21 protein-coding genes are annotated in these 19,828 nt (G+C 65.3%); 10 read left to right on the forward strand and 11 right to left on the reverse strand.

All coding sequences use genetic code 11. The annotated features are described in order from the left end of the window. The 6 genes from ACO6D5_RS10345 to ydiK form a co-directional block, all read right to left on the reverse strand. Positions 1-903, reverse strand: coding sequence for a LysR family transcriptional regulator (locus ACO6D5_RS10345; RefSeq protein WP_485825321.1), 903 nt, complete (start codon positions 901-903; stop codon positions 1-3). Then, positions 900-2,216, reverse strand: a complete 1,317-nt coding sequence (locus ACO6D5_RS10350; RefSeq protein WP_485825322.1) for a type II toxin-antitoxin system HipA family toxin — start codon at positions 2,214-2,216, stop codon at positions 900-902. The genes ACO6D5_RS10345 and ACO6D5_RS10350 overlap by 4 nt, the downstream gene beginning before the upstream one ends. Positions 2,217-2,231: 15 nt before the next feature. Further along, positions 2,232-2,573, reverse strand: a complete 342-nt coding sequence (locus ACO6D5_RS10355; RefSeq protein ID WP_315845465.1) for a helix-turn-helix transcriptional regulator — start codon at positions 2,571-2,573, stop codon at positions 2,232-2,234. A gap of 124 nt (positions 2,574-2,697) precedes the next feature. Continuing rightward, positions 2,698-3,852: an LD-carboxypeptidase gene (locus ACO6D5_RS10360; protein ID WP_315845464.1), complete on the reverse strand. Its 1,155-nt coding sequence runs from the start codon at positions 3,850-3,852 to the stop codon at positions 2,698-2,700. A gap of 10 nt (positions 3,853-3,862) precedes the next feature. Further along, positions 3,863-4,588, reverse strand: coding sequence for an RNA pseudouridine synthase (locus tag ACO6D5_RS10365; protein ID WP_315845463.1), 726 nt, complete (start codon positions 4,586-4,588; stop codon positions 3,863-3,865). A gap of 144 nt (positions 4,589-4,732) precedes the next feature. Continuing rightward, the gene (gene ydiK / locus ACO6D5_RS10370) at positions 4,733-5,857 is read right to left on the reverse strand and encodes an AI-2E family transporter YdiK (RefSeq protein WP_485825323.1); all 1,125 of its coding nucleotides are present in this window, start codon (positions 5,855-5,857) and stop codon (positions 4,733-4,735) included. Between the two features lie 251 nt (positions 5,858-6,108). On the opposite strand from ydiK, the gene ACO6D5_RS10375 reads away from it, so the two are divergent. Then, positions 6,109-6,294 carry a hypothetical protein gene (locus ACO6D5_RS10375; RefSeq protein WP_315845461.1) on the forward strand — a complete coding sequence of 62 codons (186 nt, stop codon included), beginning with the start codon at positions 6,109-6,111 and terminating at the stop codon, positions 6,292-6,294. 58 nt (positions 6,295-6,352) lie between these two features. Here the strand turns inward: ACO6D5_RS10375 and ACO6D5_RS10380 are convergent, their stop codons facing one another. Next, positions 6,353-7,414, reverse strand: a complete 1,062-nt coding sequence (locus ACO6D5_RS10380) for a DNA-binding protein (RefSeq protein ID WP_485825324.1) — start codon at positions 7,412-7,414, stop codon at positions 6,353-6,355. 246 nt (positions 7,415-7,660) lie between these two features. Between ACO6D5_RS10380 and ACO6D5_RS10385 the strand changes: the two genes are divergently transcribed. From ACO6D5_RS10385 to ACO6D5_RS10400, 4 genes are all read left to right on the forward strand, one after another. Beyond that, positions 7,661-8,086: a MerR family transcriptional regulator gene (locus tag ACO6D5_RS10385; RefSeq protein ID WP_485825325.1), complete on the forward strand. Its 426-nt coding sequence runs from the start codon at positions 7,661-7,663 to the stop codon at positions 8,084-8,086. A 39-nt stretch (positions 8,087-8,125) separates the two neighbouring features. Further along, positions 8,126-9,205 (forward strand): site-specific integrase, encoded by a 1,080-nt coding sequence (locus ACO6D5_RS10390; RefSeq protein ID WP_485825326.1) that lies wholly within the window; start codon positions 8,126-8,128, stop codon positions 9,203-9,205. 170 nt (positions 9,206-9,375) lie between these two features. After that, positions 9,376-10,926: a sensor domain-containing diguanylate cyclase gene (locus ACO6D5_RS10395; RefSeq protein ID WP_485825327.1), complete on the forward strand. Its 1,551-nt coding sequence runs from the start codon at positions 9,376-9,378 to the stop codon at positions 10,924-10,926. A gap of 165 nt (positions 10,927-11,091) precedes the next feature. Further along, a complete protein-coding gene (locus ACO6D5_RS10400) occupies positions 11,092-12,876 on the forward strand; it encodes a GGDEF domain-containing protein (protein WP_485825328.1) in 1,785 nt (594 codons plus the stop codon). A 6-nt stretch (positions 12,877-12,882) separates the two neighbouring features. Here ACO6D5_RS10400 and ACO6D5_RS10405 read toward each other — a convergent pair whose 3' ends face one another. Both ACO6D5_RS10405 and ACO6D5_RS10410 read right to left on the reverse strand, forming a co-directional pair. Further along, positions 12,883-13,617 (reverse strand): fused MFS/spermidine synthase, encoded by a 735-nt coding sequence (locus ACO6D5_RS10405; RefSeq protein ID WP_485825329.1) that lies wholly within the window; start codon positions 13,615-13,617, stop codon positions 12,883-12,885. A 261-nt stretch (positions 13,618-13,878) separates the two neighbouring features. After that, positions 13,879-14,031, reverse strand: coding sequence for a hypothetical protein (locus ACO6D5_RS10410; protein WP_315845454.1), 153 nt, complete (start codon positions 14,029-14,031; stop codon positions 13,879-13,881). Positions 14,032-14,429: 398 nt separating this feature from the next. Here ACO6D5_RS10410 and ACO6D5_RS10415 point away from each other — a divergent pair, with 398 nt between their 5' ends. Further along, positions 14,430-15,020 carry a TetR/AcrR family transcriptional regulator gene (locus ACO6D5_RS10415; RefSeq protein ID WP_485825330.1) on the forward strand — a complete coding sequence of 197 codons (591 nt, stop codon included), beginning with the start codon at positions 14,430-14,432 and terminating at the stop codon, positions 15,018-15,020. A gap of 30 nt (positions 15,021-15,050) precedes the next feature. Next, complete coding sequence (locus ACO6D5_RS10420) at positions 15,051-15,530, forward strand: nuclear transport factor 2 family protein (protein WP_315845452.1); 480 nt, start codon at positions 15,051-15,053, stop codon at positions 15,528-15,530. Between the two features lie 30 nt (positions 15,531-15,560). On the opposite strand, the gene ACO6D5_RS10425 is transcribed toward ACO6D5_RS10420, so the two are convergent. Next, positions 15,561-16,046, reverse strand: a complete 486-nt coding sequence (locus ACO6D5_RS10425; RefSeq protein WP_485825331.1) for a MarR family winged helix-turn-helix transcriptional regulator — start codon at positions 16,044-16,046, stop codon at positions 15,561-15,563. 112 nt (positions 16,047-16,158) lie between these two features. Here ACO6D5_RS10425 and ACO6D5_RS10430 point away from each other — a divergent pair, with 112 nt between their 5' ends. The 3 genes from ACO6D5_RS10430 to ACO6D5_RS10440 all read left to right on the forward strand — a co-directional run bounded on the left by ACO6D5_RS10430 (position 16,159) and on the right by ACO6D5_RS10440 (position 19,498). Next, positions 16,159-17,328, forward strand: coding sequence for an MFS transporter (locus tag ACO6D5_RS10430; protein WP_485825332.1), 1,170 nt, complete (start codon positions 16,159-16,161; stop codon positions 17,326-17,328). 166 nt (positions 17,329-17,494) lie between these two features. Then, complete coding sequence (locus ACO6D5_RS10435; RefSeq protein WP_315845449.1) at positions 17,495-17,965, forward strand: tripartite tricarboxylate transporter TctB family protein; 471 nt, start codon at positions 17,495-17,497, stop codon at positions 17,963-17,965. Positions 17,966-17,968: 3 nt separating this feature from the next. Continuing rightward, positions 17,969-19,498 (forward strand): tripartite tricarboxylate transporter permease, encoded by a 1,530-nt coding sequence (locus ACO6D5_RS10440; RefSeq protein WP_006222083.1) that lies wholly within the window; start codon positions 17,969-17,971, stop codon positions 19,496-19,498. 3 nt (positions 19,499-19,501) lie between these two features. On the opposite strand, the gene ACO6D5_RS10445 is transcribed toward ACO6D5_RS10440, so the two are convergent. Then, entirely contained in the window at positions 19,502-19,825 is a 324-nt protein-coding gene (locus tag ACO6D5_RS10445; RefSeq protein WP_006222084.1) for an Rdx family protein, read from the reverse strand. Between the last annotated feature and the right edge of the window lie 3 nt (positions 19,826-19,828).

Below are 19,828 nucleotides of genomic sequence, written 5' to 3' on the forward strand. Positions count from 1 at the left end.
TCACGACGCCGGCGTGTCGGGTGCCGTCAACGCCTTCAGCAGTTCATCGACCGGGCGCGCCAGTTGCGCCGTATCGCGCACGCAGACATAGAACTGGCGTTCCGCCCATTCATCCCGCAGCCGCAGCAACACCAGGCCCATCGACGCGAGATAGTGGCGCGCGATGCCTTCCGGCACCACGCCAATGCCCAGGCCTTCGCGGATCATCCGGCACCGCGTCTCGAAGTTGGACACCTGCAGCTTGACGTTGGGCGGCCGCGACAGCGTCTGCCCCGCATACGCCAGGAACTGGTCCAGCGAATGCCGGGGAAAATAGCCCAGCAGGTCATAGTCCAGCGCGTCTTCCAGGAATAGTTCCGTCCGGTCTGCCAAGGGATGGCCGACCGGCACGACCAGCCCCACGCGATCGCGGCGGAACGGGAACGATGCGACGCCCGGCACGGGATGATCGGCGTGGTAGATGCCGATATCCACCGACGCTTCGGCGACCAGACGCGGAATGTCGTAGCTGTGGCCTTCCAGCAGGTCCACGCTGACGTCGCTGCGGCCCGCCAGGAACCTGCCCATCACACCCGGCAGGAATTGCAGGATGGTCGACGGGTTGCTGGCCAGCCGGATCTTGGCCTGGCCATTGACGGAATAACCGTTGATCGCCTGCTCGGTCAGCTGCACGCTGCGCAAAATGGCCTTGGCGCGCTGGTAGAGCAAGGCGCCGGCGGGCGTAGGCTCGACCCCGCGACCATGGCGATGCAATAGCGTGCGGTCCAGGTGACGCTCCAATTCCGCCACCCGTTTGCTGGCGGCGGATGTCACCAGGTTTTCCCGTTCGGCCGCTTTCGACAGGCTCTTTTCTTCGACGGCCGCGACGAAGATTTCCAGGGCAGGAATATCCAGCTTTTTCATACCGGCAATATACCGTGCCGCCACGCCGTCAACGTCGCTTCCACCTGCGTGATTTCCGCGCGGGTCATGCCGGCGCGGCCGTAGAAGCCGGCGCGTTCGGCCACGACTTCCCGCACCCGGTCCAGGATGGATTGCGCCGCGGCTTCAGAACGCAGGCCAAAGCGCCGGTATTCGGTCAGGCAGTTCTCGAACGTGCTGTCGCGCCCCGCCGCGCCGATGTGCAGGTAATGCTTGGCTGACCCTTCCTGCGTGACCACATCGAACAAGGGTGAGAGCCGGTACGTCCCCGCGCCCTCGTCCTTCAGGAAGCCGACGTTCTTCAGATGGTCGTCGGTGTTGTGCACGGCGACGTTCAGGATCATGCGGGCGTACAGTTCCTTCAGGTCCTGCACCGGGTTCGACGAGACGCGGCGCACCACGTCCGCCAAGCGGGCGTATGAATACGTGGCCTTGCCGCGCGCGCCGTCCAGTTCGCGCTTGCCGATCTGCGCCGACGGGCTGATCAGCGAGGCGCCGCTCAGGAAATGCCGGCGGGCCACCACGGGTTCCCCCCCGCGCTCGGCCGGCAGCCGCTCCCGGTCGAAGCGGCGGGTCAGCAGCACGGCGCCCAGATGGGTTTGCGTCAGATGGACCTCGGGCACGGTCAGCCCGATTGCGCGCGCCATCTCCAGATTGGCGAACTCGACGCGTTGCCGGTCATAGGAATCGCCCCGGCGCGGAAACTTGGCGATCCACATTTCCCCCTGCTCGTCGCGCACGATGGTCTTGGGGCGCGCCCCGCCGATATCCCACGAACTGCCCAGGATGTCGCGGTACAGGCCTTTCGGCTTCACGCCTTGGTCGATATCCGTCAACAAGCCCGCCAACGAGTCCAACTGGCTGATCTCGGGCAAGCGATAGGTCTTGCGCATATTGGGCGTCAGCTGGCGGGCGCTGAAGAACAGCGCCCCCACGCCCATGCCGCGCCCGCGCAGCAGGACTTCGTCTTCCGTCACCCGGGCGCCGGCCTTGTCCACGCGCATCACGTTGCGGCCCCAGGCGTCAGGCGCCGCGTCGAAGATCGCGCCCAGCGTCTCGTAGCGGCTTTCCGTGCGGAAGGCCGTTCTGGCATCGATCAGGGGCAGATTCAGCGGGTCCAGCGCGAAGGCGCGCGGATCATTCACATAGGACTGCACATAGGTGAATTCGGCGAAAAAGTGGTTTTCGTCCGAGTCGTCCAGCGTCAGCAGGCCGGCCAGGACCGCTTCGCCGCGGATGTCCACATAGACAAAAAGCTGGCTTTCCACGGACTTGTGCTTGCGGGTGCGCGCCATGCCCGGCCTCGCCGCCTAGAGTTTGGTGGGATCGACGCGGTGCGCGGACAGCGCCCCGCCGCCCCGGCTGGGCCGTCGCAACGCGTCCAATCGCTTGCCCACGCCGTCCTGGTCGGGATCGGCAAGCGAGAACAGCTGGTCGCCAAAGCCGTATTGCAGCAGCGCTTCCACCGCCAGCGCCAGGGATACCCCGCCGTCGCCGCGTTCCAGCCGGGCGACGGTCGCGCGCGATACGCCCAGGCGGGCGGCCAGCGCGCTTTCCGACTCGGCGCGTCGCAGGCGCGCCGTACGCAGGTTTGCCCCCAGCCGGGCGAGCGCATCGGCGGCATCGAAACTGGGTTCGATCTTCTTTTTCATGCCTTGATAATAGTGCGGAAATCGCGCTATTGCATGATTAATGAGGCACAACGTGTTTCTGATATGCTCTATTAATAGAGCATTAATACCAATTATGGGCTATTAATAGAGCAGAGCCACGCAATTAAACCACCACGGCTTGATCCAGCCGCAGCGCGCCCCGCCCCGTGTCCAGCGTGACCCGCGCGCCCAGCGGCAGCGTCAGGTTCGGGTCGCCGTGCCCGCTGGGCCAACCCGCCAATATCGGAATCCCGCGCGACCGGAACTGGTCCAGGATCAACGGATACAACAGGCCTTGGGCCTGCGCGTCATCCATCTGCACGCCCAGACGGGTGAAATTGCCCACCAGCAAGCCCTTTACGCCATCGAACTTGCCGGCGGCCGCCAACTGGCCCAGCAGCCGGTCGACGCGCGGCACGGCTTCGTTGACGTCTTCGATGAACAGGATCGCGTCGCGCGTATCGATTTCATTGCGCGTGCCGGTCAGCGCGGCGATCAGCGCCAGGTTGCCGCCGATCAGCCGCCCGCTGGCCACGCCCGGCACCAGTTCAGTGGCCAACGCGTCCTGCGGGGGCGCGATCCATGCGCCGTTGCCGATCTGACCGGTGACCATCGCCAGCAGGCTGGATTCCGTGGGCTCGCGTTTGCCGGCCAGCAAATCCTGCCCCAGCATCGGCCCGTGGAACGTGACAAAACCGGCATGACGCTGCAAGGCCAGGTGCAGCGCGGTGATGTCGCTGTAGCCGATGAAAGGCTTGGCATGCTTGCGCAGCAGCGCGTAATCCAGCTGGTCCAGCAGGCGCCACGACCCGAAGCCTCCTTGCAGGCACCACACCGCGCCGACATCCGGTGCGGCAAAAGCGTCGTGCAGATCCGCCAGCCGGTCGGCATCGCTGCCGGCCAGGTAGTCATACGGCGTGTCCAGGCGGCTGCGGCTGGCTGGCATGACTTGGGCGGTAAAGCCGCGAGCCTCCAGCCATTGCGCCGCATCGTCGCTGGCGCCTGGCGCTGCGGAGGCCGGCGCCACGATGGCGACCCGCGCGCCGGGGCGCAATGCGGGAACCGGTGCCGCGCCCTTGCCGTGCGCGGCCGGCGGCGTGCTGGACGCTGTAGCCTGACTGGCGCCCGATGTCCGGCCGCTGGGGGTCCGACTTGCGCAGCCGCTCAGCGCCAGTGCCGTCAAGCACAGCGCCCCGGTCTGCTTCAGGAAGCCGCGGCGGCCCGGATTCTGGTGCGGCGCAGGCTCGCCAGGCAGGTTCATGGTCTTCGTCAGTGGCATCGATGCGTCGTCAAAACCGTTCGTAGTCCAGGCGGTAGCGCCATTGGCCCACGGCCAGCCCCGCCATCGGCAAACGGCCGATGCGGATGCGGCGCAAGGCTTGCAGCTGCAAGCCGGCGGTATCGCAAACGAATTCGATGAAGCCAGGCAAAGGCGTCTTCAGTGCAAAGCGCAGATGGGTTTCGTTCTGCCAGCTGACCTTCATGGGGGTAGCCGCGCGCCCTTCATACGCCAGGCCGCGTTGCAACCGGGCCAGGTCGCCCTCGCTGAGCTGGCCGCTGACCTGCGCCACGTATTCCTGCTCCACCAGCTTGCCCTCTTCCACCAGTTTGCGCGAGATCGCGTATTCCTGCGTGTAGACGACAAGACCGCTGGCCGCGCGTTCCAGCGGCGTGACGAGTTTCAGGCCGTTGAACATGCGCTTCAAGTAGCGCTGGCCGGAACGGTCGCCCGGCATCAGGTTCTTGGGCACGATCAGGTCCAGCGCCGAACCCGGTTCATTGTCGGCGTACAGCCCCTCGGGCTTGTGCACCAGCACGGTCACGGGCCGCATGTCTTCCAGCTTCGCGCCAGGCAATAGGCTGACCGTCTGGCCGGGGGCGACACGGAATCCGGGTTCTTCCACCGTTTTGCCGTCCACCGCAACCCAGCCGCCTTCTATATAACGTTCGGCATCGCCGCGCGAGCAGGATTGTTCCGTGGCCAAGCGCTTGGCCAGCCTTACGCTTTCGCTCATCGCGCCACCGCCTTGGATGCGGGCGTGGCCTGGGTGGAAAGGGATTCGGGCGTGCTGTCAGCCAGCACAAGCGGGTGCATCGTCATTAAGTATTGCCGGGGTGTTGCAAAAAAGCGGGCGGTGGCCCGCGGCGTCAGGCAGATGTTACGCCTTTTCGGCAGGCGCTCCGGGCAGCGAGGCGCCCGCCGCATCCGGAATCTCCAGAGGTTCGGCGGGCGGCGGCACCTCTTCGATCCAGGCCTTCACCAAGGTCGACGTCACCGCCAGGATCACCGGACCGATGAACAGGCCAACGATGCCGAAGGCGAACATGCCGCCCAGCACGCCGGACAGAATCAGCAGCAATGACAGATTCACGCCGCGCTTGATCAGCATCGGACGCAACAGGTTGTCCAGCATGGCCACCAGGACCGCCCAGACCAGCAACAGGATGGCGGCCACTTTCATATCGTTCTGGAACAGCCAGATCACGCCGCCCAGCATCGGCAAGAACGGCCCCAGCTGCGCCAGGCACAGCATCACCATCAAGGCAGTCAGGATGCCGGCAGCCGGCACGCCCGCGATCCACAATCCGACGCCACCCAACACGGACTGCACCACGGCCGTCACCACGATGCCCAGGGCAACCGCGCGGACCGCGGCGCCCGCCAGGCGCACTGCCGCCACGCCGCGCGCGCCGGCCAGCCGGTTCGCGAAGCGCTTGACGAAGTCCGACGCCATCTCGCCCTGGCTATACAGGATCCCCGCGATGACGATGGTGATCAGCATGTGCATGACGAACACGCCGACGATCGCCGCGTGGCTGAGCAGCCAGTGCGCCGCAATGGTCAGATACGGTTCCAGCCGGGCCAGCAGTCCGCCCGCGCCGGCGTCCGACAGCGTCTGCCATTCCTGCGCGATGCGCGGGCCCGCCAGCGGAATGGCGCGTACCCATCCCGGCGGTGCCAGCAGCGCGTACTCGGGCAGGCTCTTGACGGCCGCCGTGATCGCCCCGCCATGTTCGGCCAAGGTGGAGATCACCTGGTAGAGCGGCAGCACGATCACGAACAGCAGGATCAGCAGCATCATCGCCGTCGCCGCCCAGCGGCGGCCGCCCAAACGCTGCTGGATGGCCAGCAGCACCGGCCAGGTCGCCACCACGATCGTCGTCGCCCAGATCAACCCGGGCAGGAACGGCCGCAGGATGTAAAGGCTGCCCACCATCAAGGCTGACAGGATCACGATGACAAGCAGGACTCGGGCAAGATCGACTGTAGGACGTGTATTCACCCGCTGCTCCTGGCAAGGCCGGACGCCTTGCGCAATGACGCATCGCGGCCCAGGGGCGGCTGCCCACGGAAGCGCGTAGATGCGATTGTCTGGAATTTATCCGAAATCCGCGTGGACTTGTATCTTGCCGTCATGCCGACCGGGCACGCCGCTTGCTCCGCTGGCCGATGCCGCCGGATTCGGATGGCGATGGCGCCGGACTCTCCGGTTGCCACCTTTCGGACGGCGTCTATCTCTTAAGGAGGTATGCCATGAAGCTATTGACCACAGCGGGCGTATTGCTGGCCCTTGCCTTAGCCGGCTGCACCGCGCCCAGCTCATACAGCTCCAGCCCGCCGCGCGCTAACAGCACCATGAAAGACCAGGCCAACTATCACGCGGACAATTTCGGGGAGCCGGACAATACGCCTTTCCAGGGCGTTTACCCCGGGCGTTAAAGCGCAGTGCGCAGTGGCACCCCGTTGCCGGCGCTTCGCCGGCCGGCAACCCTTTCGCCTAGTCTGATCGCGAATCCTCCGGGGCAGCCGCCACGGCAGGCCCTTCGGACGCAAGGGCGGCGGCTTTCTCGCTGGCCAACGCCATCAGGTGGCGGGTCAGATCAGCCAGTTGCCCGTCCTTCTGACTCAGTTGCGTCAGCAGCGACGCCGATTGCGCGTCCGCGGCATCCAGGCGCGACGCCAACGCCGCCTCGCGTTGGCGCGCCGCCGCCAGCGCATCGCTGGCCGCCCGGTCCGCGGCAAGCAGCCGTTGCTGCACGACCGAGACCTCGCTGCGCAACGCCTGGGCACCCTGCTCGGCCACGCGCTTGCCCTCTTGCGCCTCGGCCACGGCCGCTTGCAATTGGGCCGCCTGCCGCTGACCGGCGACCTGGGCCTCGTCCAGTCGTGCCTGAAGCTTCTTCACGGCGCTGCGTTCGCCGTCCAGCTCGTTGAGCCAACGCCGCTCATGCGCGGCATGGCGCGTTTCCGTCGCCTCCAGCGCTTGGGCGTGCAGGCTGCGCATCTTTTCGGCCTCGGTCAACAGCGTTTGCACGGCGCTGCGTGCGTCTTCCAATTGTTGCTGGTTCTGCTTGAGCTGATCGTCGCGTTGGCGCACCTGCCGCTCCGCCGCCTGCAAGCGGTCTTCCGTCGCCGCGAGTTGGGCCGTGGCGACTTTCAGCCCCTCCTGCAAGTCGAGTTCGCGATTCGCCAGTTGGATCTCGCGTTGCTGCAGCTGCTCGGCATCGGCGGCCAGCCGCTCCCCTTCCTCCGCCAGCTCCGCCCATCGCCGCCGATAGGTTTCGGCCTGTTCGGCGCGGGCTTCGGCCAGCGCGGTTTCCCAGAAATGGGCGGCCGCCTGCGCGATCGGGTCCGGAACGGCAGGCGCTGCGGCGAATGCGCCCGGATCCTTGATACGCGCGCCCAACGCCCGAAACCAGGTCTCCAGATGCGGGCTGACCGTGTTGGGCGACCCTCGGCCGATCTTCTGGCGCACCCGTTCGATGGTGGGCCGTGCGCCCTCCAGCAGCAGCGCATCGGCGGCGGTCCAGACGTCGGTTTCGGTGATTCCTGTGGCCATGTTCCGCTTACTCCGTGATTTGCTGCGGTGAAGACGTTTAATTACTCCCGATAATGGAACCTTATCGTGAGTTATTCTAATTAACTGTTAGATATCATACAGCATACATATGTTTTATGTAATACATAACAAAGCCATCAGAAGCAACCCGAAAAAGCGGGGTATCGAGGCAACGGACGCGCGCTTGACCTTGACCCGATGGAAGGCAGGAAGCTGTCCGCTCATCTCTACGGACAAGGAGCCCACATGAACGACCGCACCCCCACCCTGCAAGCGCCGTCGCCGAGGCGCCGGCGAACGCCCGACGTAAATGAACCTCAATGGGATATCGAAGACGTGTCGGCGCGCGCCGACGTTTCGCAACGGCTGGTACGCCATTGCGAAGCGCGGGGCCTGCTTGCCGGCGCCGCTCGCGCGAGCACCTCCCGGTGTCGCTACACGCACGACGACATCGCCGTGCTGCGCTTCGTCAGGCGGACACACGTGCTGGGCTTCGGCATGAACGAGACTGCCCAATTGCTGTCCCTGTGGCGCGGCGGCCAAGGCCCGGAACACGTCCTGCGCCGCTTGGTGGACGCCGATGCCGACCCGCAGCATCCCTCCTGCCCGATCCTGGATGCGTTGATCGAGGCGGAACAGAGGCACCGTTCAGACGCCGGCCCTTTGCCCTAAAATGACGGCGCCGATGACACGCTCCCCACCTCTTTCCCGATGCAGCTGACCCTGCTTGCCTCGCTGCCGTTGCTGGACCCGCATGCGCTGGATACCCAGGCCGACGCCGCGGTCCGCAGCCTGATGCGGGAGGGCAGCTCGGCCAACACCGCGGCCAGCTATCGCGCCGCCATCCGGTACTGGACCGCCTGGTTCGAGCTACGTTACGGCCAACCCTTCGCCCTGCCCTTGCCTGAGGCGGCCGTCATCCAGTTCGTGGTGGACCACGCCCAGCGCTCAACCGACCACGGATTGAAATGGGAGTTGCCGCTGGCGCTGGACCAGGAACTGGTGCGCCTGAAGGCAAAAGGAAAATTGGGCGCGCCCAGCTTGAACACCTTGCTGCAACGCCTGTCCGTGCTCTCCAAGGCGCATGAACTGCTCGGCCACCCCAACCCTTGCCGCGCCGCTCCGGTCCGGGAATTGCTGGCCAAGACCCGCCGCGCCTACGCCCGGCGCGGCATGACGCCGGCCAAGAAAGAGGCGCTGACCCGTGAACCCTTGCAGGCCATGCTGGACACGTGCGACGACACGCTGCGCGGCGTGCGCGACCGGGCCCTGCTGCTGTTCGCGTGGGCAAGCGGCGGCCGGCGCCGTTCGGAAGTGGTACGCGCGACCATCGAGAACACGGTGCGTACCAGCGAAGGCTTCCTCTACACCTTGGCGCATTCCAAGACCAATCAATCGGGCGCACAGCGTGCGGACGATCAGAAGCCCATCGTGGGCTCCGCCGCGCAGGCGTTGGACGCATGGCTTGCCGCCAGCGGCATCCGCCAGGGCCCGATCTTTCGCCGCGTTCGCCGAGGCGATGTCATCGGCGAGCCCCTGGCCGCCGCCGCCGTGCGGGATATCGTGCAGGAACGCTGCAGGCTGGCAGGCCTGGAAGGCGACTTCTCGGCGCACAGCCTGCGCTCGGGCTTTGTCACCGAGGCCGGCCGACGCAACGTGCCGTTGGGCGACACGATGGCCATGACCGGCCACGCCAGCGTGGCGACCGTCATGGGCTACTTCCGCGCCGGTGCCGCTGCGCGGTCGCCCGCGGCGCGTCTGCTTGACGAGCCCGAGGCCGGCGACCTATAGATCCCTGCCGCCGCTGCCGTAATAGTTGGGGTGGCGACGCCGCATGATCCTTGTCATGTTTACAATCAGCGGTGCTTGCCCGGGGCTCTGCCCGCCGGCCCAGCGCCCCACCCTTACCCCTGCGACCCCGACGCCGCGCCTGCCCTGGCCCCTAGTCCGCCTGGATCCCAATGCGAATCAACTTACGCGGGCTAGTGCTTGCCCTGACCGTATTCAGCGCCCTCGCCGCCACGGCCAACGCCCTCTACGCCAGCTATCGCGTGCAACGCGATCAGCTCATCATCAATACGCTGGAGTCAAACCGCGTGTACGCGGCCAAATTGGCCGAAAGCACCGGCAACTTCCTGAAGGCCGCGCAACAGCAGCTGGCCTATAGCGCCCGCCACCTGGCGGCGCAGGTCGATGCGCCGGACATCCTGGCCACCGAAGTGACGCGCGTGCAGGAGCAGACCGACAGCTTCAACTCCGTGGGCATCGTCAGCCGAGACGGCGTCATCCTGGCCACCACGCAGAATTTCCGGAATTTCCTGGGCACCCGCGTCGACAGTCCGGGCAGCCGCGCGGCGCTGCAAGCCCGGCAGCCGGTCATCAGCAAGCCCTATGTGTCGATGGCCGGCAACATGCTCATCAACCTGTCGCATCCCATCTATTCCAACGATGGCCGCTACCAGGGCTATATCGCGGGCACGATCTATCTGCGCAACGAAAGCGCGTTGCAACAGCTGCTGGGCAAGCACCATTATGAGGACGGCTCTTATCTGTTCGTGGTCGATAGCGACGGCCAGCTGATCTATCACGCCGATGCCACCCGCGTGGGCGAGAACGTCATGCGCAACCCCGTGGTGGCGGCGGTCACCCAAGGCCACGCGGGCGCGCAGCGCGTCGTCAACACCAAAGGCGTGGACATGCTCGCAGGGTATGCGGCCGAACCGATCAGCGGCTGGGGCGTCATCGCGCAGCGGCCCGCCGAGGTCACGCTGCAGCCCATACATGGCCTGATCTGGGCGTTGATCGGCTACGCGGCGCCCTTGGCGCTGGCGTTCCTGCTGGCCATCTGGTGGTGCGCCCGCCTGATCTCGCGCCCCTTGTCTGAACTGGCCACCAACGTCGAGCACCAGGACGTGGCGGTGGCGATGCAGCGCGTGCAGTCAGTCAAGGCCTGGTACTTCGAAGCCGAGCGGCTCAAGCGCGCGGTGATCTGGAGCTTTACCGCCTTGCAGGAAAAGATCGGCAAGCTGAACCTGGCCAGCATCACCGACCCCTTGACGGGCTTGCGCAACCGGCGCGGCACGCAGGATGCGGTGGAGCACTTGCAGGCGTCGGGCACGCCGTTCGCGGTAGTGGCGCTGGATATCGACCACTTCAAGCGCGTGAACGACACCTACGGCCACACGGCGGGCGATGAGGTGATCCGCGGCATGGCCCAACTGATGCGCGACTGTTCGCGGCCGTCGGACATCCTGTGCCGCAACGGCGGCGAAGAATTCCTGATCCTGCTGCCCAACGTCGGCATCAAAGAGGCCAGCCAGATCGCCGAACGGTTGCGCACGCACCTTGCCGCGCGCCAACTGCACGGCGTGAATGGCATTACCGTATCGGCCGGCGTCGCACAGTGGCCAGCTTCTGGGCCGGATGTCGGGCAGGTGTTCCAGGCCGCGGATGAAGCGCTGTATGCCGCCAAGCAGCAAGGCCGCAACCGCGTTGTCGTCCACGCGGCCTGACCGCGGCTTGCGCCACGCGGCACAAGCCGCCAAATTTGCGATTGTCGTGCAATGCTTTGTATTTACGTGAAATAGTATTTCTTCGCTTGCGCGGTTTACGCGCGTCCAGGCCAAAGTCCGCCCCTGCGCAGAGGCAATTACAGTATTCTGCGCTGCAACGGCTTTATGTTTCCCTGGTCCATCAGCATGCTGCGCCGCGCGTTCGCTCCGAAGTCCCTGGAACGGTATTTTTTGCTACTGGCAGTGGGCGTGTTGTTGCTGGTCACCGTCCTGACCGGCACGGTGCTATGGCAGAACTGGAAGACCTATACGTCTTCGTCTGAAGCACGGGACGCATTCGCCGTGATCCGTGCCACCGTCAAGGTCATGGAGCTTGCTTCGGCCGAGCGCGGGCCGATGAACGCGGCGCTGGGCGCCGATCTTCCCGTACCGGAATCCAATCTGGCCGCGTTGCGCGCGGCCCGTGGCAGGACGAACGCCCAGATAGATCAACTGCTGGCGCTGTATGCGGCGCCGCTCAACCCTGAAAAACTCGACGCACGTGCCGAGATCCAGCGCATCCGCCACGCGCTGTCCCTGGCTCGTATCCATGCCGACCTGGTGATCACCACCCCGCGCGATCGGCTGACCGGCGACGACGTGTGGGCCGTCGTCAGCGCCATGGTCAGGCTCATCCCGCAATGGCAGGCCAGCATGGGCCTTAGCGTCGGCGTGGCGATGCGCAACGAAGCGGATGCGCCCAGCGTGCTGTCCCTGGCCTTGCTGTCCAGCGAACTGCGCGAGCAGGCGGGCCTGCTGGGGTCGATCTACACGCCCGCGCTGGCCAGGCATCGGACCTTGACCCAGGTGGAGCAGTTCCGCATCGAGCGCGTGCTGGGCCGTATCGACGAACTCTGGACCCTGATCAACTCGCGCATCGCGACTCGTCCCGAGCTGGCGACATTGCCGATCTACGCGCAATTGCAACAGCGCTACTTCGGCGAAGGCCTGCAGTACCTGGATCAAGTGCGGCAGAACGCCACCGTCCCTTCCCAAGGCCTCCAGGTTTCCACCGGAGAACTCGCCGCGACCTACGTGCCGTTGATGGGCTCCATCGTCCAGTTCCGCGACGCCCTGCTGGAGGACATCGGCCAAAGCATCGAAGCCCATGGGGCGCAAGCCTCGCGGCTGCTGCTGCTGACGTTGGCCGCCACGGCCTTGCTGGTCGCCGCGCTGGCCCTGGTGCTGGTGCAGTTCCGGCGGCGGGTGATCCGCCCCTTCGGCCTGGCCACGCGCATCATCAGCGCCATCGCCAACGGCACGCCGCCCGCGGCGATCCCTGCCGGCAACTACCACGGCGAGGTCGACGAGGTTTTCAGCGCATTGCGGGTGCTGAAAGAGAACGCCGCGATCAAGACACGGCTCGAGGCCGAGCGCGACAGGCTGATCGTCGACCTGGCCAACCTGGCCGAAACCGACTATCTGACCGGCCTGTTGAACCGGCGCGCCTTCGAGACGCGCTTTGAAGTTACCCGCGCCCAATGGCAGGATGAAGGTCCGGTGCTGGCGTTCATCCTGTTCGATATCGACAATTTCAAGAACATCAACGACACCTACGGACACGCCAGCGGTGACATTGCGCTGAAGTCGGTGGCCGAGCTGTGCCGCAAGATCTGGCGCCAATCCGACACGGTCGCGCGCGTAGGCGGCGAAGAGTTCGCGGTGCTGTGCCATACCGGCAACGCCGCCGAAGCCGTTGAGCTGGCCGAACGCATGCGATGCGCCATGTCGGCCGAACCCGTCACCGCCGAAGACGGCTCGGTGTTCACGTTGACGGCCAGTTTCGGCGTCGCCTGCGCGCAATGGGAGCACGCCGCGGACGCCGGCAAGCTGTTCCACGTGGCGGACGAACTGCTCTATCAAGCCAAACTGAATGGCCGCAACCAGGTGTTGCACCGCATGCTGGGTTGATCAGCCCTACGCCAGCATGGGCCAGTACGTCGGCGCCAGCCGCATCCACATTTCGGTGCTCATCGCGTCAGGCCTGCGCTTGGGCAAGCCTGCGCCGCCCTTGAGCGTGTCGCCCCGGCATGCGAACACGATGCTGTTCGCGCAAGCCGCGTCATTGACTTCGATCACCGAGCCGGAAAAGCGTTGTTTGATGCGGCCAACGTAGCTGCCATATTGGGGGTGCGAGGCATGGAAGTTGCACACCATCATCCCGCCTGGCGCCAATGCGTTCAAGCACGCCTCATAGAACTCGTCCGTCGTCAATTGCGTGGGCAGGCCGTTGATGTCGTAGCCATCGACCAGCACCGCGTCATATTCGTCCCGGTATTCGCCGATCAACTTGGCGCCGTCGCCCTGCAGCACGGTGAACCGGGAGTCGTCCCGCGGCACCAGGAAGGAATCCCGCAGCGCGATGACGTGCGGATTGATCTCGAACACATCGATGCGGGTAGATGGCAGGTGCCGGTAGCAGAACTTGGCCATCGACCCTCCTCCCAGGCCGATCATGGCGATGCGGCGCGGTGCCGGATCGAACAGCAGGAACCCCATCATGATGCGCGTGTACTCCAGGTTCAGCGCTGAAGGATCTTTGGTCCACATGCGGCTTTGCACTTCACCATGCGAGAACATCAGCGACCGCGTCGTCGTCGTGGCATAGATGAAGGGCCTGACCGGTTGAGGGCTCGACGTGTTTTCAGGCATTCCAAATACTCGCTATCTGCAGAACGTGACAGCCCGCCGCACACGCCGCGCTTGACTGCGCATCGCCCGCCAGCAATCTGCGCGCAGGCGACGCGCCGCGTGCACGCAAAGTGCAAGCGGCGCGCGCGGCAAATACGGGATAAGTCGTCGGGCAAACGGACAAGCTCAAACGGCGCACACGAGGCGCGCCGTTCGGAGCTGGTCGATCAGGATTGAATCAGCCCGCGAATGCGGGCCGAACGACGAGAGTCAGGGAGAAGATCAGGCGGACAGCCGGGGTTTATCGGAGTCTTCCGAGGCATCGGTGTCTGCGGGAGCCGCGTCGATTTCCGATTCCGTGTTCGCGTCAGGGGCCTTCCAGTTCAAGGGCGGAACCTCGAAGCGCCACTTTTTACCAATGAGTTGATGCGACATGAACGTTCTCCTGTGCAAGGCGCCAGGCTTCCCCCGCGTAAGCAAGTACCTGCCGGATTCAAGCGTGCCAGGAATGCCGTGTCGGGACGCGGGGGAGGCATTCGGAAATAGGCAGCGCCGGGGTTCGCTTCTTTGCTGTGGTTCTGTGCTGCTTCGGCGTATTGCTTTGGCATATTGCTTCAGCATATATGTGCTGCTTTTGTCGTTGCAGCCACAGCAGTGTTGTTATTGTTCGTGCGAATTAAAAGATATTAGCATAATTTTGACAGAAAAAGCAAGCAAATCATGCCACTAAGGCCAGTTATGGTGTATGGGAATAATTCGGTTGACTGTGGAGAATGATCGTTCTACCATTCACCCACCGCAATGCAGAACGATCATTCTCCCGACCCGTTTTCATGACATCGACGACAACCGACACCCCTTCCGATACGCTTGGCCAAACGCAGGAACGATTGCTGCGCGCCACCGAAAGCCTTATCTATCAAGGCGGCATCCATGCCACCGGGATGGATCTGATCGTGAAGACCTCCGGCGTGGCGCGCAAAAGCCTTTACAAGCACTACCCTACCAAGGACGCGCTGGTGGCGGCGGCCCTGCAAGCGCGCGATGAGCGCTGGATGCAGTGGTTCATCGCGGCCACGACGCAAGCGGCCACACCCCGCGCGCGCTTGCTCTCCATCTTCGATGCCTTGCGCGAATGGTTCGCCTCGGAAGGGTTCCGCGGTTGCGCGTTCATCAACGCCGCCGGCGAAATCGGCGACCCGGCGAATCCCATCCGCGAAGTCTCCCGCCTGCACAAGGCCCGGTTGCTGGCCCATGTGCTGACGCTGACGCAAGCCGCAGGGCTGCCCGACCCGGACGAAACCGCGCGCCAATTCCTGGTGCTGATCGACGGCGCGATCGCGGTCGCGCTGGTGACGGGCGACCTGTCGATTACCGGCAGCGCCGAACGCGCCGCTGCGGCACTGCTGCCCGCTGGCGCCTGATCCCTTCCCCCCACCGACGAGGCCCATCCCATGGCATCGACCCCTGAAGTCCGCCCGCCCCTGCCCCCCTTCACGCACCAAAGCGCCGTGCAGAAGGTCCGATTGGCCGAAGACGGCTGGAACAGCCGCGACCCCGACAAGGTCGCGCTGGCCTATAGCCTGGACACGCATTGGCGCAACCGCGCCGAATTCGTGAAGAACCGCGATGAGGCTCGCGCCTTCCTGGCGCGCAAGTGGGCCAAAGAACTGGACTACCGGCTGATCAAGGAACTGTGGGCCTATACAGGCAACCGCATCGCCGTGCGCTACGCCTACGAATGGCACGACGATTCGGGCAATTGGTTCCGGTCCTACGGCAACGAGAACTGGGAATTCGGCGAAGACGGCCTGATGGTGAACCGTTACGCATGCATCAACGACCTGCCCATCAAGGAAGCCGACCGCAAGTTCCGGTGGCCGCTGGGCCGCCGGCCTGACGATCATCCGGGCCTGTCCGACCTCGGCTTGTAGCCCGCCTGGAATGCTGACGCGCGCGCCCGCTTATTCGTAGGCCTTCAATAGCTTGCCGAGCAGGCGGCTCAACTGCTCCTGCTCGGTGGCGCTCAGCGGCGACAGCACTTCCGCCTGGTTGCGCAGATGCGCCACCACGGCTTCGTCGATCAGTGTCAGCCCCGGCTGGGTCAACATCACCAACGTCGCCCGCCCATCGTCCGGGTTGGGCGTGCGCACCACCAGCCCGGCCTTCTCCAGCCGGTCGATGCGATGGGTCATGCTGCCTGACGAGATCATGGCATCTTCGTAAAGCGCCGTCGGGGTCAAGGCGTAAGGCTTGCCGCTGCGACGCAGCGTCGCCAGCACGTCGAACTCGCCCGGCTGCAGGCCGAACTGCGCAAACAGCGGGTTGATCCGGTCGCGCGTGATCACCAGCGCGCACTCGCCCAACCGGCCCAGCACGCGCATCGTCGACACATCCAGCTCGGGACGTTCGCGGTTCCATTGCTCTACCGCCCGGCTTGCTCTATCCACGGCCACCCCTCCCATTTATCTTGACGTAAAGATAAAATACAAATATCTTGATGCCAAGATAGTTTACCGGAACGCGCCGCATGCGCCCGCCTGTTCCGGGTTTGGAGCAACCGTGTCTTTCCCCCGCCTCACCGCCTGGCGCATCGCCGCCATCCTTCTCGTCGGCTTGAACCTGCGTCCCGTCCTGGCTTCCGTTCCCCCTTTGCTCGATTGGGTGCAAGCCGCCACCCGCATGTCCGACACCGTCGCCGGCCTGCTGACTGCCCTGCCCGTGTTCGTGATGGGCCTGGGCGCCTTGAGCGTGGCGCCGCTGCGCCGCCTGGTCGGCGAACCGTTCGGCGTTGCCGTGGGCCTGGCGCTGGTCACGGCCGCCACCGCGGGCCGCTGGTGGGCCGGCAATACCAGCCTGATGCTGGCAAGCGGCATCGTCGCCGGCCTGGGGATCGCCGTGACGCAGGCCTTGCTGCCCATCTACATCAAGACCCGTTTCGCGGCAGGCAGCAGCGCGATCATGGGCTTCTATTCCACCGCCATCATGGGCGGCGCGGCCGTGGCCAGCGTGGCCTCGCCCGTGCTGGCGCAACGCGCCGGCTGGCTGCAGGCGCTGGCGGTCTGGGCAATACCCGCCGCCATCGCGCTGCTCGTCTGGCTGCTGGTCAACCGGGCATCGCCGAACCCGCCAGTTGCCCAGGCTGCGGCCGGCCCGTTGCGCACGCCGCGTCGACGCGCGTGGTTGCTGGCGGTGTTCTTTGGCCTGGGCACGGGCGCCTACACGCTGGTGCTGGCCTGGCTGCCGCCCTACTACACCGCGCTGGGCTGGACGCCGGTGTCGGCGGGCCAGTTGCTGGGCGCCGTGACCGCCGCCGAAATCGTCGCGGGCCTCCTGGTGTCGCTATGCATCGGCCGCTTGCCTGACCGCCGTCCGGCGCTGTTCGTCGCGATCGGCGCGTTGTTCCTCGGTCTGATCGGCCTGATCGCGGCACCCGCCGCGCTGGCTTGGCCTGCGGCCGTGTTGGCGGGGCTGGGCATCGGCGCGCTCTTTCCCCTGTCGCTGATCGTGGCCATGGATCACGCCGCGACACCGGCGCAGGCAGGCCGGCTGGCCTCGTTCGTGCAAGGCGTGGGCTACCTGATCGCTGCGCTCTTTCCGTTCGCCGCTGGCCTCATCCGGCAACGCCTGGCCGACCTGACACCCGCGTGGATCCTGATGACGTTGATCTGCCTCGTGCTGTTCGGGATGGCAATGCGCTTCCGTCCGCCGTCCACGGCGCGCGCAACCTAGGGATTTCCCGCGATTTTCCGCATAAATATCGTCCTCGCCCCGATTCTCCGCGTGCCTGAAAGGTGAACGGAAGTTTGGATTTTTAGACTCCCGCATTCATTGCAATGTCAGCTTTTTTTCAGACGTCAGTCAGACAAAAGCACAACAAACGGGAGGACTAGACCAAATGCAATCGAAACGCAGCGCCGTCCGGCGCGAGGCGTGGGCCGCCGGCACGATGATCGTGCTGGGCCTGGGCGCTATCGCGCAGGCATCCACATATACGCTTGGCAGCCTTGCGCGCATGGGGCCGGGCATGTTCCCGGCGATCCTGGGCGCTTTGCTGGTGATGCTGGGATTGATCATCGCCAAGATGGCCACATCCCCTGTCACGGCCGAGGAAGACGCCGAAGAGATCCCGCCGCCCGAATGGCGCGGCTGGGGCTGCATCATCGGCGGTTTGCTGGCCTTCATCCTCGTCGGCAAGTTCGGCGGCCTGGTGCCGGCTACCTTCGTCCTGGTCTTCATTTCCGCGATGGGCGACCGCCAGCACACCTGGCGCACCGCCGCCCTGCTTGCGCTCGGCGTGACGATCCTGGGCGTGGCCGTGTTCTCGTGGGCGCTGCAGTTGCAGTTTCCGTTGTTCCGCTGGGGCTGATCGATGGAAATCTTCAATAATCTGATGCACGGGTTTTCGGTCGCTTTCGCGCTGGACAACCTGATGTGGGCCGTGTTCGGCGTGTTCATGGGCAACCTGATCGGCGTGCTGCCGGGCATGGGCGTGCTGGCCGCCATTTCCATCCTGCTGCCGTTGACTTACACCATGACGCCGACGGCGGCGCTGGTGATGCTGTCCGGCATCTATTACGGTTCGCAGTATGGCGGGGGCATCACCTCCATCATGCTGAACCTGCCGGGCACCGCCTCGCATGCCGTGGCCTGCCTTGACGGCAATCCGCTGGCGCGCAACGGCAAGGCCGGGTCCGCGCTGTTCATGCTGATGTTCTCGTCGTTCTGCGGCGCGTCGGTCGGCATCCTGGCGATGATCCTGTTCTCGCCGATGCTGGTGGACGTCGCCTTCAAGTTCGGCCCGGCCGAGTATTTCTCCATGATGATGCTGGGCCTGCTGGCCGGCGCCACCTTGGCGAAGGGTTCAGCGATCAAAGGCGTGGCGATGGTGGTCGTGGGGCTGTTGCTGGGCGTGGTCGGCACCGACGTCAACACCGGCACGATGCGCTTTCACTTCGGCATCCTTGAGCTGTCCGACGGTTTGCAGATCGTGGCGTTGGCCATGGGCCTGTTCGGCGTGGCGGACTTCCTGAAGAACATCAACCGCATCGGCGGCGACAGCAAGATCACCACCGGCAAGATCAGCATGAAGTCGATGCGGCCCGAAGCCGGCGACATCAAGCAGTCGCGTGGCGCCCTGGTGCGCGGCACGGCCATCGGCGCCGCGTTCGGCATCCTGCCCGGCACGGGTCCGACCATCGCGTCGTTCATCTCCTACGCGGTGGAAAAGAAAGTGGCGCGCGAGCCGCGCCGATTCGGCCGCGGCGCTATTGAAGGGATCGCGGGTCCGGAAGCCGCCACCAGCGCGTCGACGCAGACGAGCTTCATCCCGACGATGAGCCTGGGCATCCCGGGCGACCCGGTGATGGCCCTGATGCTGGGCGCGCTGATCATCCATGGCATCCAGCCGGGTCCGCAGATGATGATCGAACACGCCGACATGTTCTGGGGGCTGATCGCCAGCTTCTGGGTCGGCAACGTGCTGCTGTTGCTGCTGAACCTGCCGCTGATCGGCATGTGGGTGCGGCTGCTGACCGTCCCGTTCCGCTACCTGTTCCCGGCCGCGCTGTTCTTCGTGTGCGTGGGGGTCTACAGCACGAACAACAACCTGTTCGACGTGGGCATGGTGACGGTGTTCGGCGCGGCGGGCTATGCGTTGATCCGGTTGCGGTTTGAACCCGCGCCGTTGCTGCTGGGCTTCGTGCTCGGGCCGATGGTGGAAGAGAACTTCCGCCGCGCCCTGCTGCTGTCGCGCGGTGAGCTGTCGATCTTCGTGACGCGCCCGATCAGCCTGGGCTTCATCCTGGCTTGCGTCGCGCTGATCGCGCTGCTGATCGTATCGGCGGTGCGCCAACGCAACAAGGGTCGCGCGGCGCTGCAGGAATCGAAATCCGCCGCGTAACCGTCAGGCGTCCGGAGGCGCTGCCAGCGGGCCGGCGGTATGACCGTCGATATGGCCTAGCGGGCGTCCCGGATCCAGGCGGTCGCGCACGCGCTGCTTGAGCACCTTCGCTTCCGGGAATCCGCCGTCGCTCTTGCGGTCCCAGATCAGATCGCCGTTGTAGGTGATCTGGAAGATGCCGCCGGTGCCGGGTTGCAGGACCACTTCACCCAAGTCGGTCGAAAAGGTGGACAGCAGTTCTTGCGCCATCCAGCCGGCGCGCAGCAGCCACTGGCACTGCGTGCAGTAGAGGATGACGATACGGGGACGAAAGGCGGGCGTGTTCATGGC

The sequence above is a fragment of the Achromobacter sp. genome (assembly GCF_057314935.1).

Coding starts and splice junctions, on each gene's coding strand:
- ACO6D5_RS10345 (WP_485825321.1), bottom strand. CDS start 903: ATGAAAAAGCTGGATATTCCTGCCCTGGAAATCTTCGTCGCGGCCGTC.
- ACO6D5_RS10390 (WP_485825326.1), top strand. CDS start 8,126: ATGCAGCTGACCCTGCTTGCCTCGCTGCCGTTGCTGGACCCGCATGCG.
- ACO6D5_RS10365 (WP_315845463.1), bottom strand. CDS start 4,588: ATGAGCGAAAGCGTAAGGCTGGCCAAGCGCTTGGCCACGGAACAATCC.
- ACO6D5_RS10405 (WP_485825329.1), bottom strand. CDS start 13,617: ATGCCTGAAAACACGTCGAGCCCTCAACCGGTCAGGCCCTTCATCTAT.
- ACO6D5_RS10380 (WP_485825324.1), bottom strand. CDS start 7,414: ATGGCCACAGGAATCACCGAAACCGACGTCTGGACCGCCGCCGATGCG.
- ACO6D5_RS10385 (WP_485825325.1), top strand. CDS start 7,661: ATGAACGACCGCACCCCCACCCTGCAAGCGCCGTCGCCGAGGCGCCGG.
- ACO6D5_RS10350 (WP_485825322.1), bottom strand. CDS start 2,216: ATGGCGCGCACCCGCAAGCACAAGTCCGTGGAAAGCCAGCTTTTTGTC.
- ACO6D5_RS10375 (WP_315845461.1), top strand. CDS start 6,109: ATGAAGCTATTGACCACAGCGGGCGTATTGCTGGCCCTTGCCTTAGCC.
- ACO6D5_RS10445 (WP_006222084.1), bottom strand. CDS start 19,825: ATGAACACGCCCGCCTTTCGTCCCCGTATCGTCATCCTCTACTGCACG.
- ACO6D5_RS10415 (WP_485825330.1), top strand. CDS start 14,430: ATGACATCGACGACAACCGACACCCCTTCCGATACGCTTGGCCAAACG.
- ACO6D5_RS10395 (WP_485825327.1), top strand. CDS start 9,376: ATGCGAATCAACTTACGCGGGCTAGTGCTTGCCCTGACCGTATTCAGC.
- ACO6D5_RS10355 (WP_315845465.1), bottom strand. CDS start 2,573: ATGAAAAAGAAGATCGAACCCAGTTTCGATGCCGCCGATGCGCTCGCC.
- ACO6D5_RS10435 (WP_315845449.1), top strand. CDS start 17,495: ATGCAATCGAAACGCAGCGCCGTCCGGCGCGAGGCGTGGGCCGCCGGC.
- ACO6D5_RS10420 (WP_315845452.1), top strand. CDS start 15,051: ATGGCATCGACCCCTGAAGTCCGCCCGCCCCTGCCCCCCTTCACGCAC.
- ACO6D5_RS10410 (WP_315845454.1), bottom strand. CDS start 14,031: ATGTCGCATCAACTCATTGGTAAAAAGTGGCGCTTCGAGGTTCCGCCC.
- ACO6D5_RS10400 (WP_485825328.1), top strand. CDS start 11,092: ATGTTTCCCTGGTCCATCAGCATGCTGCGCCGCGCGTTCGCTCCGAAG.
- ACO6D5_RS10440 (WP_006222083.1), top strand. CDS start 17,969: ATGGAAATCTTCAATAATCTGATGCACGGGTTTTCGGTCGCTTTCGCG.
- ACO6D5_RS10360 (WP_315845464.1), bottom strand. CDS start 3,852: ATGCCACTGACGAAGACCATGAACCTGCCTGGCGAGCCTGCGCCGCAC.